Origin of the sequence: Burkholderia sp. Ac-20349 (assembly GCF_017104865.1) — a bacterium.
Taxonomy (GTDB): domain Bacteria; phylum Pseudomonadota; class Gammaproteobacteria; order Burkholderiales; family Burkholderiaceae; genus Burkholderia; species Burkholderia aenigmatica.
Window position 1 is genome coordinate 1 of record NZ_JAAGPM010000168.1, and the last position, 14701, is coordinate 14701.

At 68.2% G+C, this 14701-nt stretch carries 10 protein-coding genes and 3 pseudogenes; 2 read left to right on the forward strand and 11 right to left on the reverse strand.

Annotated features, from left to right (window positions below; genetic code table 11):
• Window positions 1-134, reverse strand: a pseudogene (locus G3N61_RS33785) (anti-sigma factor); the annotation flags it as partial.
• Between G3N61_RS33785 and G3N61_RS33790 the strand changes: the two are divergent.
• A pseudogene (locus G3N61_RS33790) lies at window positions 124-789 on the forward strand (ATP-binding protein); the annotation flags it as partial. The pseudogenes G3N61_RS33785 and G3N61_RS33790 overlap by 11 nt on opposite strands.
• 333 nt (window positions 790-1122) lie before the next feature.
• On the opposite strand, the gene G3N61_RS33795 reads toward G3N61_RS33790, so the two are convergent.
• A complete protein-coding gene (locus tag G3N61_RS33795; RefSeq protein ID WP_089451327.1) occupies window positions 1123-1695 on the reverse strand; it encodes a hypothetical protein in 573 nt (190 codons plus the stop codon).
• Window positions 1696-1855: 160 nt separating this feature from the next.
• Between G3N61_RS33795 and G3N61_RS33800 the strand changes: the two genes are divergently transcribed.
• Window positions 1856-2392, forward strand: a complete 537-nt coding sequence (locus tag G3N61_RS33800; protein ID WP_043187181.1) for a TlpA disulfide reductase family protein — start codon at window positions 1856-1858, stop codon at window positions 2390-2392.
• Window positions 2393-2489: 97 nt separating this feature from the next.
• Here the strand turns inward: G3N61_RS33800 and G3N61_RS33805 are convergent, their stop codons facing one another.
• The 9 genes and pseudogenes from G3N61_RS33805 to G3N61_RS33845 all read right to left on the reverse strand — a co-directional run.
• Complete coding sequence (locus tag G3N61_RS33805; protein ID WP_043187179.1) at window positions 2490-3845, reverse strand: sigma-54 dependent transcriptional regulator; 1356 nt, start codon at window positions 3843-3845, stop codon at window positions 2490-2492.
• Between the two features lie 94 nt (window positions 3846-3939).
• The gene (locus tag G3N61_RS33810) at window positions 3940-5952 is read right to left on the reverse strand and encodes an ATP-binding protein (RefSeq protein ID WP_205824544.1); all 2013 of its coding nucleotides are present in this window, start codon (window positions 5950-5952) and stop codon (window positions 3940-3942) included.
• A gap of 4 nt (window positions 5953-5956) precedes the next feature.
• Complete coding sequence (locus G3N61_RS33815; protein WP_043187175.1) at window positions 5957-7246, reverse strand: dicarboxylate/amino acid:cation symporter; 1290 nt, start codon at window positions 7244-7246, stop codon at window positions 5957-5959.
• 358 nt (window positions 7247-7604) lie between these two features.
• Window positions 7605-9299, reverse strand: coding sequence for a cation acetate symporter (locus G3N61_RS33820; RefSeq protein WP_205824545.1), 1695 nt, complete (start codon window positions 9297-9299; stop codon window positions 7605-7607).
• Window positions 9300-9310: 11 nt separating this feature from the next.
• A complete protein-coding gene (locus G3N61_RS33825; RefSeq protein ID WP_011353318.1) occupies window positions 9311-9616 on the reverse strand; it encodes a DUF485 domain-containing protein in 306 nt (101 codons plus the stop codon).
• Window positions 9617-9860: 244 nt separating this feature from the next.
• The gene (locus tag G3N61_RS33830; protein ID WP_089451330.1) at window positions 9861-11066 is read right to left on the reverse strand and encodes a CaiB/BaiF CoA-transferase family protein; all 1206 of its coding nucleotides are present in this window, start codon (window positions 11064-11066) and stop codon (window positions 9861-9863) included.
• 30 nt (window positions 11067-11096) lie between these two features.
• On the reverse strand, window positions 11097-12233 hold the full coding sequence (locus G3N61_RS33835) for an acyl-CoA dehydrogenase family protein (RefSeq protein ID WP_205824546.1): 1137 nt from the start codon (window positions 12231-12233) through the stop codon (window positions 11097-11099).
• Between the two features lie 14 nt (window positions 12234-12247).
• A complete protein-coding gene (locus tag G3N61_RS33840; protein ID WP_205824547.1) occupies window positions 12248-13456 on the reverse strand; it encodes an acyl-CoA dehydrogenase family protein in 1209 nt (402 codons plus the stop codon).
• 29 nt (window positions 13457-13485) lie between these two features.
• Window positions 13486-14701, reverse strand: a pseudogene (locus G3N61_RS33845) (3-hydroxyacyl-CoA dehydrogenase NAD-binding domain-containing protein); the annotation flags it as partial.

The window sequence follows — 14701 nt, forward strand, 5'->3', positions numbered from 1 at the left end:
AGCAGCCGATGTACCGATTCCGCCGGCCGCAGATAAAAGCTCAGCGTTCGCCCGGCTGCGTCCTCATAGAGCACCATTGCAGCCGTGGCCCCGCTGTCCGTCGTGAACAACCGTCCGCCGACCGGCCGCAACCCGCCGCAACCAGGCGAGATCACGCTCGCGCACCTCGGCGTGCTGTTCCTCGACGAACTCCCGGAATTCGACCGGCACGTGCTCGAAATGCTGCGCGAGCCGCTGGAGGCCGGCCGCATCACGATCTCGCGCGCGGCGCAGCAAGCCGACTTCCCGGCCGCGTGCCAGCTGATCGCCGCGATGAACCCGTGCCCGTGCGGCTGGCACGGCGACCCGTCCGGGCGCTGCCGCTGCTCGCCGGACGTCGCCGCGCGCTACCTGCGCAAGCTGTCGGGGCCGCTCGTCGACCGCATCGACATCCAGATCGACCTGCCCGCGCTGTCGCCGGCCGAACTGGCGACGCGCGTAACGGCGCCCGGCGAGCCGAGCGCCGCGGTGGCGGCGCGGGTCGCGCAGGCGCGTGCGCTGCAACTCCATCGGCAGGGTAAGACGAATCACATGCTGAGCGGTCGCGAGACAGACGACCTGTGCCGCCCGACCAACGAAGGCGAGCGGCTGCTGCGCGAGGCCGGCGAGCGCTTCGGCTGGTCGGCGCGCGCGTATTACCGCGTGCTGAAAGTCGCGCGGACGATCGCCGACCTGGCCGGCGACCCGCTGCCAACGGCCTCGCAGATCGCCGAAGCGATCCGCTACCGACGCGCGCTGACGGCGCTCTGAACGCCCTCGGAGGACAAAATCCGGCTGTCAAGACTTGACTTATGCACAATTTCGCGAATCCGGCCCCGGATCCCGGCTCGGCGAGACCTTTGCGGCACGGAATCCGTATCCCATTGTTTTGATTGATTTTTCTCAAAACGCGAGCGATCCGCCAAACGGGCCGAAAGGCCGTCTGGCGTGGCTCAGCGGGAAATTCGGGCAACTTTTCAACAAAGTTATCCACATGCGCTGTGGATAGCCAAAAAAAACCCGCAAAATCCGACGACTAGCGCCGAAAGCTGCGAATGAACTTTCAGTTGTCACAGAGTGTCTGAGCGCCCTCGCCGGCCGCCGTCAGTCGAGTTTGAACGACCCGAAAAACTGGTCGAGCTGCTCCTGCGTGAGCGGCCCGTCGGCAATCACGACCGCCTGGTACGCGTGCCGGCCGCGCGCGACGAGCCGCGCGACGATCGTCTTGTGCGCGCGATCGCCGCCGGCGGCCGCGCCGGCGATACGCAGTTCGAGCCCGTTCACCGCGCCGCCGGCCGCGAGCGGCACCGGCACCGCAGCCGTCTGCGGCGCGCCTTCGAGGTTGCGGGACAGCCCGGCGCGCAGGAACTCGAGCGCCGCACGGCGCGTGTCGTCTCGGTCGTCCGGCAGCGTCAGCGTACCGACCGCGAACACCGCGCCGTCAACGTGCGCGGCCTGCATCCGCATCGGCATCGATGCGCCGCCGATCGCCACCGGCTGATTCTCGACGGTCGGCTTCGCCGGCAGGTCGATCGTGTAGCCGGCATCGTTGTGCAGCGTGCGCCAGTCGTACGACGGCGAGCACGCGGCCAGCGCGACGCTCACGCACGCGAGCGCGGCGAAGTGTCGCAGCAGACGAAAAAGGGGACGCAACGAAACGGTGACTTCCTTCGGCATGGCGTGGGTCGGGCAGGCAAAACGGGCATTATCCGCCGAACGTGAATTCCGGGATGTGTGGCCGCCGCCGGTGCGCGCGCCGCATTCGCGCTAAAATGAGCGCCGAATTTCGATGTCCTTTGCATTGATCCGCGTCATCGACCGACTCCGAGAGCACCAGATGAACACCACGCCTCCCGCCCGGCGCAGCGCCGGCCCCGTCCGCTACATCGTCGCCGCCGCCGTCGTCGCGGCGATCGCCGTCGCCGGCTTCTTCGCATTCAACGGCAAGTCCAGCGTGCCGGACGCCACGTTCACGCTGCTGTCGGGCCAGAAGGTCTCGACTGCAGGCGATCTGAAAGGCAAGGTCTATCTCGTGAACTTCTGGGCGACGAGCTGCGCGACCTGCATGCAGGAAATGCCGCAGATGGTCGATACCTACAATCGCTTCAAGGGCCAGGGTCTGGAATTCGTCGCGGTCGCGATGAACTACGATCCGCCGATGTACGTCGCGAACTACGCACAAACACGCCAGTTGCCGTTCAAGGTCGCGCTCGACGACGGCAGCGTCGCGAAGCAGTTCGGCAATGTGCAGCTCACGCCGACGACCTTCGTCGTCGACAAGGACGGCAAGATCCTGAAGCGCTACGTCGGCGCACCGCAGTTCGCGGAACTCGACGCACTGCTCAAGAAGGCGCTCGGCAGCAACGCGGCCTGAGCACCGCCCGGTCCGGCTCGAAGGGCCGCGCACCGCGCCCTTCCCCGCACGACGGACCGCACGACCGGGCAACCCGGTTCCGCGGTCCGTCTGCTTTTCAGCGCTCGGTTTCGCCTTTCGCCGACAACCCGTAGCGCTTCATCTTCTCGTACAGCGTCGCCTTGCCGACATGCAGCCGGTCGGCCGTCGCGGCAACCGCGCCGCCCGTCTGGTTCAACGCCTCGGCGATCACCGCGCGCTCGAATTGCTCGATGCGCTCCTTCAGCGTCTGCTCGTTGTCGGCTTCGTCGCCGCCCGCGCCCGTCTCCTGCGGCATGTCGGCCACGCCGAGCACGAAGCGGTCGGCCGCGTTGCGCAACTCGCGCACGTTGCCGGGCCAGTCGCGCTGCATCAGGCTCGCGCGCTGCCGGTCGGTCAGCACCGGCGCGGGCCGCGCGTAACGCACGGCCGCATCGAGCATGAAGTGCTCGAACAGCGGCACGATGTCCTCGCGGCGCTCGGCAAGCGGCGGCAGCGCGATCGTCACGACGTTGAGGCGGTACAGCAGGTCGCGCCGGAACGTGCCGGCCGCGACGAGCTCGCTCATGTCGCCCTTCGCGGCCGCCACCACGCGGCAGTTCACGCGGATCGGCTGGTTCGAGCCGAGCCGCTCCAGCACGCCGTCCTGCAGCACGCGCAGCAGCTTCACCTGCAACGCGAGCGGCATGCTTTCGATTTCGTCGAGAAACAGCGTGCCGCCCGACGCGTATTCGAGCTTGCCGACCCGGCGCTTCGCGGCACCGGTGAACGCACCGGGCTCGTAGCCGAACATCTCCGACTCGAACATCGGCTCGGGCAGCGCGCCGCAATTGACCGCGATGAACGGCTTGTCGCGGCGCGGCGACAGCTCGTGCAGGCTGCGCGCGATCAGCTCCTTGCCGGCGCCCGTGTCGCCGTTGATCAGCACCGACGCATCGGTCGGCGCGACGTTCGCGATCAGCTTGCGCACCTGCTCGATCGCGGGGCTGCGGCCGATGATGCGCGGCGCGACGACGTTCTGCCCGGCCAGCTCGCGCCGCAGCGCGTGGTTCTCGAGCACGAGCTCGCGCCGCTCGAGCGCGCGGCGCACCGTCTCGATCAGGCGCTCGGCCGCGAACGGTTTTTCGATGAAGTCGTACGCGCCGTCGCGCATCGCCTGCACGGCCATCGAGATGTCGCCGTGCCCCGTGACGAGGATCACGGGCACGTCGGGCACGCGCTCGCGGCACTGCGCGAGCACGTCGAGCCCGCTCGCGCCGGGCAGCCGGATGTCGCTGACGATCGCGCCGGCGGTATCCGCGACGATCGCCTTTTCGGCCGCTTCGGCCGACTCGAAGCCGGCGACGTCGAACCCCGCCAGCTGAAGGCTCTGCACGCTTGCCCGGCGAACGAGCGCATCGTCTTCGATATAGATCACTTGCAGCCGGTTGGCCATCGTACTCACTTGCTCCTGACGGGCCGCGCGGCGGCAGCGCGCGCGGCGTCGTTGATACCGATCGTGCGACGATCGGGCGGGCGGCGGGGCGCGCCTAGCGCGGCGTGCCCGCCGGCTCGGACACGGAGTCCGGATGATGCGTGCGCGTGCGCCGCAGCGTCAAGACGAACAGCGCGCCGCCCGACGGCGCGTTGCGCGCGGTCAGCGCACCGCCCGCGTCGCTCGCGATCGACGACGAGATCGCCAGGCCGAGCCCGAGCCCGCGCCCCATTTCCTTGGTCGTGAAGAACGGCTCGAACAGGCGCGGCAGCAGGTCGGGCGCAATGCCGCAGCCGTTGTCGCGCACCTCGACCGCCAGCGTGGCCGCCGACACCGCGATCGTCACTTCGATCGCCGGCGCCGCGACGCCGGCCACCGCGTCGAGCGCGTTGCCGAGCAGGTTGATCAGCACCTGTTCGAGACGCAGATCCTCGCAACGCGCGACGAGTTCGGGATAGTCGCGCGCCAGGTCGAGCGGCGCATCCTGCGCGGGCGACACGGTCGCGTCCTGCAGCGTCAGCGTGAGCGCGACGCCGCGCAGCCGCTCGTCGAGCAGCGACAGCACGCTGCGCAGCGCACGCACGACGAGCGCCTGCTCGTTGCGCGGCTTCGCGCGGCCGACGAACAGCTTCAGCTGGTTCGTGATCTTGCCCATCCGCTCGGTGAGCGCGGCGATCGCCTCGAGGTTCTCGCGCGCGGCGCCCTGCTCGCCGCGATCGAGCAGCACGCGCGTGTTGTCCGAGAAGCTGCGCAGCGCCGCGAGCGGCTGGTTCAGTTCGTGCGTGATGCCGGCCGCCATCTGGCCGAGCGCGGCGAGCTTGCTCGCCTGGATCAGTTCGTCGTGCGCGGCGCGCAGCTCCTGCTCCGCGCGGATCCGGTCGCCGACCTCCTTCTGCAATTGCTCGTTCGCTTCCGACAGGTCGGCCGTGCGCTCCTCGACGCGCCGGTTCAGCTCCGCGTACGCCTGCTGCAGCAGCGCGCGGCCGCGGATCATTTCGCGCACGCGCGCGCGGCGCATCCGCCAGTAGAACGCGAGCAGCGCGACCGACACGAAGCCGAAGCCCGTGACGATCGTCGCGTTGCGCGCATCGGCGTCGACGGGTGCGACCGGCGCGAGCGTGACGAGCAGCCAGTCGGGCTCGCCGATCCGCCGCTTGCTCGCGAGGAAGCGCGGCGCACGCAGGCCGGGGCCGAGGCGCACGATCTCCGCATCGGGGCCGAGCACCTGTTCGATGCGCAGCGGCAGCGGCGTGACGGGCTGCTGCGCATACTGGCGCGTCTCGTAGATCGACGCGGCGACGGACCCCGTCAGCGGCCGCAGCGTGTGGTACTTCCACGCGGGCACCGACGACAGGAACACGACGCCGTGATCGTCCGCGACGACGAGCGGCTCGGACGCATCGGCGCCCTGGAACCATTCGAGGTTGAGCTTCACGACGACGACGCCCGCGATCCTGCCGTCGCGCCAAACGGGCTGCGAGATGTAGTAGCCGGGATCGCGCGAGATCGTGCCGATCCCGAAGAAGCGGCCGACCTGGCCATTCATCGCGTCGAGGAAATACGGGCGGAAGCGGTATTCGATCCCGACGAAGCTTTCGGGCGCGCGCCAGTTGCTCGCGGCGACGCACAGGCCGTCCGCGCCGATCACGTAGGTGACGGTCGCGTGCGCGTGTTCGTTGAGGTCTTCGAGATAGCGGTTGACGCGCGCGGTGTAGTCGGCGCGCTTCGGCTCGGCGAGCAAGTCCTGCACGTACGGATGGCTGCCGAGCAGATAGGGCAGCGATTCGTAGCGGTCGAGCGTGCTCTTGAGCGCGTTGGTGGTGCGGTCGACGCGCACCGCGGCGTTGCGCTGCAGCTCCGCGACGCCGCGCCGCCAGGTGATCGTCCACGTCAGCGTGCACGCCGCGGCGAGCGCGGCGGCAAGCACGACGAGAATGAGCAGGCGGCGCGTCACGGTCGAGGCTTCCTGGCGATGCGGATCGCCTATTGTGTCATAGGCCTCCGCCTCGCCGCCCTGGCCGCCGCGGGCCGCGCCGCCGGCGGGCGGTGCCGCCGCCTGCTCGTTCATGGTGTCAGACGCCAGCCGTCTCGGTCGTCGTGACCTCGCCGCTGCCAGTCAACGCCTGGCGCAGCTTGTTGCGGTCGAGCTCCTTCTCCCAGGCCGACACGACGACCGTCGCGACGCCGTTGCCGACGATGTTGGTCAGCGCGCGGCATTCGCTCATGAAGCGGTCGATACCGAGGATCAGCACCATGCCCGACAGCGGGATCGTCGGCACGACGGCGAGCGTCGCGGCGAGCGTGATGAAGCCCGCGCCCGTGACGCCGCTCGCGCCCTTCGACGTCAGCATCGCGACGGCCAGCAGCGTGAGCTGCTGCATCCACGTCAGTTCGATGTTGGTCGCCTGCGCGATGAACAGCACCGCCATCGTCATGTAGATGTTGGTGCCGTCGAGGTTGAACGAATAGCCGGTCGGCACGACGAGGCCGACGACCGAACGCGAGCAGCCGGCCTTCTCGAGCTTTTCCATCAGCTGCGGCAGCGCGGCTTCCGACGAGCTCGTGCCCAGCACGATCAGCAGCTCTTCCTTGATGTACGACACGAAGCGCAGGATCGAGAAGCCCGTGACGCGCGCGATCGTGCCGAGCACGACGAGCACGAACACGACCGACGTCAGGTAGAACGTGCCGATCAGCTTGAGCAGCGGCACCAGCGAGCCGACGCCGTACTTGCCGATCGTGAATGCCATCGCGCCGAACGCGCCGATCGGTGCCAGCTTCGTGACGATGTGCACGATGCCGAACAGCACGCGCGTGAGCCCGTCGATGAAGTCCGTCACCACCTTGCCGCGCTCGCCGAGGTGCGCAAGCACGCTGCCGAACAGCAGCGCGATCAGCAGGATCTGCAGGATCTCGCCCTGCGCGAACGCATCGACCATCGTGTTCGGGATGATGTGCATCAGGAAGTCGACCGTCGACTGCCCGTGTGCCTTCGCCGCATACGACGCGACGGCCTTGCCGTCGAGCGTCGCCGGATCGATGTTGAAGCCGACGCCCGGACGCAGGATGTGCGTCGCCGCGAGGCCGAGCAGCAGCGCGAAGGTCGACACGATCTCGAAGTACAGCAGCGCCTTGCCGCCGACGCGGCCCACCTTCTTCATGTCCTCCATGCCGGCGATGCCGGTGACGACCGTACAGAAGATGATCGGGCCGATCACCATCTTGATCAGCTTGATGAACCCGTCGCCGAGCGGCTTCATGTCGGTGGCGAGCGCCGGGTAGTAGTGGCCGAGGATCACGCCGACGATGATGGCGAAGATCACCTGCACATAGAGCACTTTGTAGAAGGGTTTCTTCTTCACGATGGTTCCTGCTGAAGTAGATGAGCCGATGGAAACGGCGTCACGCGCGCGGACGAATGTCAGGGGGAAGAATCGTTCGCCCGCGCGGCTGCCGTGCCGCAACAAGCGATGCCTCAGGACGTCCGGAGGGGAAGGAAGGCAGTGGTCATCGATTGTCTCCTTGCTTGCTGTAGTAGTTCGGCCGGGGGGATGGCCGTGCGCTTTATATTGCAAGGTCGATGCCAGGTTCCCGGAACCCGTCAAGCCGTTGTTTTCATTGTATTTCTCATAATGCGGCAGGCAAGGAAATCCGGGATTCCGGATTTCCGGAAAATATCCGTCCGGCGATCCGGACGGATATCCCCATTCGTCTAATGAATCAATGCTGTACGGCGCGGCCGGCGAGCACGCCCGTCTGCGCGTAGAACTCCTGCTGCGCGAACGCGTCGCGCTCGCGCCGCGCGCGCTCGCCGCGATCCAGCAGCGAGCCGACGACGATCCCGATGAACGCGAGCGGCACCGACACGAGCGCCGGGTTGTCGAGGAACACCGGCGCATGCGCGTGGTGCAGCACGTCGACCCACACCGACTTCGACAGCACCGTGAGCGCGACCGCCGACGCGAGGCCGAGGCCGCCGCCGAGTACCGCGCCGCGCGTCGTCATCCCGCGCCAGAAGATCGACATCGCCAGCACCGGGAAATTCGCGCTCGCAGCCACCGCCGCGACGAGCCCGACCATGAACGCGACGTTCACGTGCTCGAACAGGATCGACAGCCCGATCGCCACCGCCGACAGCACTATCGTCGCCGCGCGCGAGATGCGCATCTCGACGCGTTCGTCCGGCTTGCCGCGCGCCCACATCTGCGCATACAGGTCGTGCGAGATCGTCGTCGCGCCGGCGAGCGTCAGGCCCGCGACCACCGCGAGGATCGTCGCGAACGTGACGGCTGCGATGAAGCCGTAGAACCAGTTCCCGCCGACCGCCTGCGCGAGCTTCACCGCAACCATGTTCGAGCCGCCGAGCAGGTCGTGCGTGAGGTTGAACGAGCCGTTCGCGCCGAGCTTGAAGAACTCCGGATGCTGCGCGAGCAGCACGATCGCCGAGAAGCCGATCACGAAGGTCAGCAAGTAAAAGTAGCCGATGAAGCCGGTCGCGTAGAGCACCGACTTGCGCGCCTCCTTCGCGTTCGGCACCGTGAAGAAGCGCATCAGGATGTGCGGGAAGCCGGCCGTGCCGAACATCAGCGCAATGCCGAGCGACAGCGCGTTGGCCGGATCGCGGATCAGCTTGCCGGGCCCCATGATCGACAGCGCGCCCGGATGCACGGCCACCGCGCGGCGGAACATCTCGTCGACGCTGAAGCCGAATTCGCTGAGCGCGAGCACGACGAGCAGCGTCGCGCCGCACAACAGCAGCACGGCCTTGATCACCTGCACCCAGGTGGTGGCCGTCATCCCGCCGAAGAACACGTACACGACCATCAGCACGCCGACGATCAGCTCGGCCGTGCCGTACGACAGCCCGAACAGCAGCTGGATCAGCTTGCCCGCGCCGACCATCTGCACGACGAGGTACAAGACGACGATGGTCAGCGAATTCGCGGACGTCAGCAGCCGGATCGGCCGCTGCGCGAAGCGGTACGCGACGACGTCGACGAACGTGAACTTGCCGAGGTTGCGCAGCGGTTCGGCGATCAGGAACATCACGAACGGCCAGCCGACCAGGAAGCCGATCGAGTAGATCAGCCCGTCGAAGCCGAACATGAACACCATCCCGGACAGCCCGAGGAACGATGCGGCCGACATGTAGTCGCCCGCGATCGCGAGCCCGTTCTGCAGCCCGGTGATGCCGCCGCCGGCCGTGTAGAAGTCGCGCGTCGAGCGTGTGCGGCGCGCGGCCCAGCGCGTGAGCGCGAGCGTCGCGAACACGAACGCGAAGAACATCCCGATCGCGACCGGGTTCAGTTCGACCTTGTCGGGCATCGGGCCCGCAACGGATACCGCATGGGCGGCGGAGGAAACGAGAACGGCGGGAACGGCAAGCGCGCCGAGCGCGATCGAGGGTCGTCGCATGTGGGCCTCCGTCACGAACGCTGCAGGATCGCGTCGACGCGGCGGTCGAACGCACGGTTCGCGCGCAGCACGTAGCACGCGGTCAGGCTGATCGCGACCAGGATGATCGCGACGCCCGTGGCGATCCCGACCGTCGTGGTCGCGCCGCGGTACAGCGGCGCGGCGAGCACGTGCGGCGCGAGCGCGACGAGCAGGATGAAGCCGTAGTACGTGGCGATCATCAGCGCCGTCAGCGTGAAGCTGAAGCGGCGCCGCGCACGCACGAGCTGCTGGTAGTCACGGCGCGCCGTGACCGATTCGATGACGGAAAGCTCCATGGTGTCTCCTGTCGACCAGAGTTAGCGCTTCAGCGCTTATGTCGGCCGGTGTTAGTGCTTCAGCACTTACTCCGGCCCCATGCTTCGCATCTGGTCCCATGCTTCGCAGTCGACTGGAGTTGGCGCTTCAGCGCTTACTCCAGTCCCCGCAGGGCAAAACTCCTCGTCGTCGCGAGGGGTGTTTTGTGGATGGTCGGCGCGTCGACTGCTCCGCCCGCGCCGCAGCGGCAAGGCATGAAACGACTTACACGACGCGATCCGCACGCAGCCGCGCGACCTCGTCAGCCGACATCCCGAGCCAGCCGCCGAGCACCGCATCCGTATCCGCGCCGAGCACCGGTGGTGCACCACGCACCGGCAGCCGTGCGCCGTCGAACCGATACGGCGGCGCAAGCACGTCGACGCCGCCCGCGACCGGGTGCGGCTGCCGCGTGACGAGTCCCGCGCGCGTCGCGCGTTCCGACTTCAGCGCTTCGTGCAGCCCGAGCACTTCGCCGCACGGAATGCCCGCATCGGCGAGCGCCGCGAGCAAGGTCGCGCGCGACCGGCTTGCGAGTTCGCGACGAATCTCCGGCAGCAGGTCCGCACGGTTCTCCGAGCGGCCGAGGTTGGTCTTGTAACGCGCGTCGGCCGCGAGATCGGGCCGCTCGATCGCGTCGCAGAAGCGCGCGAACTGCGTGTTGTTGCCGACCGTGATCACGAGCGGGCCGTCGGCCGCGTCGAACACGCCGTACGGCACGATCGACGGATGCGCGTTGCCGTAGCGCGGCGGATCCTCGCCCATCAGCAGCGCGTCGAGCCCGTAGTACGCGGTGATCATCAGCCCGCAGTCGAACAGCGCCATCTCGATGCGCCGCCCGCGACCCGTCGCATGGCGCTCGTACAACGCGGCGAGGATCGCCTGCGCCGAATACATGCCGGTGAACAGGTCGACCGCCGCGACGCCGAACTTCAGCGGCGGCTGGCCGGCTTCGCCGTTCAGCGCCATCAGCCCGGCCTCGCCCTGCACGACGAGGTCGTAGCCGGGCCGCGCGGCCTCGGCACCCGATCGGTCGTAGCCGGAGATCGCGCAGTGCACGAGGCGCGGATTCAGCTCGGCCAGCGCGTCGTAGCCGAGCCCGAGCTTTTCCGCGCCGCCGAACTTGAAGTTGTGCAGCACGACGTCGGCCTGCGCGGCCAGCTCGCGTGCGAGCCGCTGCCCTTCGTCGGTCTGCAGGTCGAGACAGATCGAGCGCTTGCTGCGGTTCACGCTGTTGAAGTAGGTCGTCTCGGTGTCGCCGATCCTCAGGCCCCAGTCGCGCGTATCGTCGCCGCGCGCCGGATGCTCGACCTTGATCACTTCCGCGCCGAAATCGGCGAGCACCATCGCGCACCACGGGCCCGCGAGCACGCGCGAGAAATCGAGCACCTTCACGCCGGCCAGCGGCAATGCGCGCGATTCGTTCGTCATCCTTGTCTCCTCCATTCGCGTCGTTCGTTCTTACTGTTTCGACAGCGCGATATAGCGCGCGAGATGGTGATCCTCGTCGCCGAGCTGGTGATCGATCATCACGAGGCGCTTCGCGTAATGCGACAGCGGCAGTTCCCACGTCATCCCGATTCCGCCATGCAACTGGATGCTCTCCTCGGCGACGAGCGTGCCGATCCGGCCGATCGTGACCTTCGCCGCCGCGAGCGCGCGTTCGCGCACCGCGCGCGGCGCATCGAGCTGCGCGGCCGCGTTGATCACGGCCGAGCGCGCCTGCTCGACTTCGAGCAGCAGGTCGGCCATCCGGTGCTGCAATGCCTGGAAGCTGCCGATCGGCAAACCGAACTGCTTGCGCGTGCGCAGGTAGTCGAGCGTGTACTCCTTCGCGACATCCATCGCGCCGAGCGCTTCCGCGGACAGCGCGAGCAGCCCGTAGCCGAGCACGCGTTCGAGCAGCTCGACGCCCGCTTCGCCGTCATGCGTGCCGAGCGCCGCATCGGCCGGCAGCGCGACGCGTTCGAAGCGCACTTCGGCCGCGCGGCCGCCGTCGATCTTCTGGTAGTCGCGCAGCGATACGCCCGGCGCGTCGGCCGGCACGACGAACAGGCCGATGCCGGCCGCATCGTCGTCGTGACCCGACACGCGTGCGCTGACGACGAAGAACGCCGCCTGCGCGGCCTGGTCGACGACGCCCTTCGCGCCCGTCAGCAGCCAGCCGTCACCCGAGCGCTCGGCGCGCGTGCGCACGGTCGTCAGTTCGTAGTGCGAGCCCGGCTCGTCATGCGCGAACGCGGCGCTCGCACTGCCGTCGATCAGCGTGGCGAGCCGGTCGCGATGCGCCGCGCCGCCGGCGAGCGACAACGCGCGGCCCGCGAGCAGCGCGCCGAGGAACGGTTCGACGACGAGCCCGCGCCCGAGGCATTCGAACACCACGGCGATGTCGAAGCCCGCGCCGCCGAAGCCGCCGTCGGCTTCGGAAAACAGCGCGCCGACCGTACCGAGTTCGGCAAAGCGCTGCCACATCGCGCGATCGAACCCCTCGGCCGACTGCGCAATGCGATCGCGCACCGGGAACGCGTACTGTTCGGCGATGAAGCGGTTCAACGTATCCGCCAGCATCCGGCGGTCTTCTGTGTGCTGGAAATCCATCGTCGCGTCCCTCGTTACAGCCCGAGCATCATCTTCGCGATGATGTTCTTCTGGATCTCGTTCGAGCCGCCGAAGATCGACAGCTTGCGGTTGTTGAAGTACTGCTGCGCGGCGCTCGCGGCTTCGTCCGGGCCGACCGGCTCGCCGTCGTAGTCGGCATCGAGTGCTTCCTCGACGAACGGCTGCGCATACGGCCCCATCGCGCGCCGCATCAGCGCGGTGATCTCCTGGCGGATCTGCGTGCCGCGAATCTTCAGCATCGAGCTTTCCGCACCCGGCGCGCCGCCGCCCGCGACCGCGGCCAGCACGCGCAGGTTGGTCGTGCGCATGTTCTCGAGTTCGATTTCGACCCGCGCGACGCGCGCCGCAAAGAACGGATCGTCGGCGAGCGGCCGGCCGTTCTTCGTGACCTTCGCGGCCACCGCGCGCAGCCGGTCAAGCGCGGCCGTCGAGAAGCCGATTCCGGCGATGTTGGTGCGCTCGTACGTGAGCAGGTATTTCGCGTAGGTCCAGCCGCGGTTCTCTTCTCCGACGAGGTTGTCGGCCGGCACCCGCACGTCGGTGAAGAACACCTCGTTCACTTCGTGCTCGCCGTCGAGCGTGATGATCGGACGGACCTCGACGCCCGGCGTGTTCATGTCGATCAGCAGGAAGCTGATGCCTTCCTGCTTGCGCACGTCGGTCGCGGTGCGCACGAGGCAGAAGATCATGTTCGCGTAGTGGCCGAGCGTGGTCCACGTCTTCTGGCCGTTCACGACGTAGTGCTCGCCCTGCGCGTCGATGCCGCGCACCGCGCTCGTCTTCACCGCCGCGAGATCGGAACCGGCGCCCGGCTCCGAGTAGCCCTGGCACCACCAGTCGGTGCCGTCGAGGATGCGCGGCAGCCAGCGGCGCTGCTGCGCTTCGTTGCCGTACTTGATCAGCACGGGGCCGAGCATGTTCACGCCGAACGGCACGATGCGCGGCGCCCCCGCGAGTGCGCACTCGTTGTCGAACAGGAACTTCTGCGCGACGCTCCAGCCGGGGCCGCCGTATTCGCGCGGCCAGTGGCTCGCGAGCCAGCCGCGCGCGTTGAGGATCGCGTGCCATTCGCGCATGTCGTCGCGCGTGAGATGCAGGCCACCCTTCACCTTGCGCGCGATGCGCGCGGGCAGTTCGGCTTGCAGGAAGCGCTGCACTTCGGTGCGGAAGGCTTCCTCTTCGGGAGTGAAATTGAGGTCCATCTTCGGTCCGTTACGAATGCGGTGGGCGTTCAGTCGATGCGGTTCAGGCTCGCGAAATCCGCCGCGCGCGCGACGAGATCGACGAGCAGCGGCGACGGCTTCCAGAACAGCGGATCTTCCTTCGCGAACGCACGGATATCGGCGAGCACGTTCGCGAGGCCGACCGTGTCCGCGTAGTGCATCGGGCCGCCGCGATAGCGCGGGAAGCCGTAGCCGTACAGGAACACCGCATCGACATCGAGCGGGCGCAGCGCGATCTTCTCGTGCACGACGTTTGCACCTTCGTTGATCATCGCGGCGAGGTAGCGGCGCATGATTTCGTCGTCGGTGAACGTGCGCGGCGTGACGCCCTTCTTCGCGCGCTCTTCGGCGACGATCGCTTCGACGTCCGGGTCCGGCGTGCCGACCCGCGCGCCGTCCGGATACAGGTAATAGCCGCGCGCCGTCTTCTGGCCGAACCAGCCGCGCTCGCACAACCGGTCGGAAATCTCCACGTAGCGTGCCCGCGGGTCGCGCGTCGCCGCGCGGCGCTTGCGGGTCGCCCAGCCGATGTCGCCGCCCGCGAGGTCGACGACCTGGAACGGCCCCATCGGGAAACCGAATTCGCGCACCGCGCGGTCGATCTGGTACGGCGACGCGCCGTCTTCCATCAGGTAGTCGGCCGCCGTGCGATAAACCGCGAGGATCCGGTTGCCGATGAAGCCGTCGCACACGCCCGCGCGCACCGGCGTCTTCTTGAGCTGCTTCGCGAGCGCGAACGCGGTCGCGACGACGTCCGCGCTCACGCGCGCCGGCACGACGATCTCGAGCAGCTTCATCACGTTGGCCGGCGAGAAGAAATGCAGGCCGATCACGTCGGCCGGCCGGTCGATGCTCGCGGCCAGTTCGTCGATGTCGAGATACGACGTGTTGGTCGCGAGCACCGCGCCCGGCTTGCACACGCGCGCGAGTTCGGCGAACACGGCCTGCTTCACGGCCATGTCCTCGAACACGGCCTCGATCACGACGTCGGCCTGCGCGAGCGCGTCGTACGACGTGCTGCCCTTGAAGCGCGCGAGCCGCGCCGCGTGCGCGGCCGGCGTCATCCGCCCTTTCGCGACGAGGCCGTCGTACACCTTCTCGACATCGCCGGTACGCAGTTGCTGCGACGCGAGGGGCGCACGGCCGAGCTCGCGTTCGATCCGGGCGTCATCGGTGCGCCCGCGCTCGTCGCGCGCATCGCGGCCGAGCATGCGGTCGAGGACA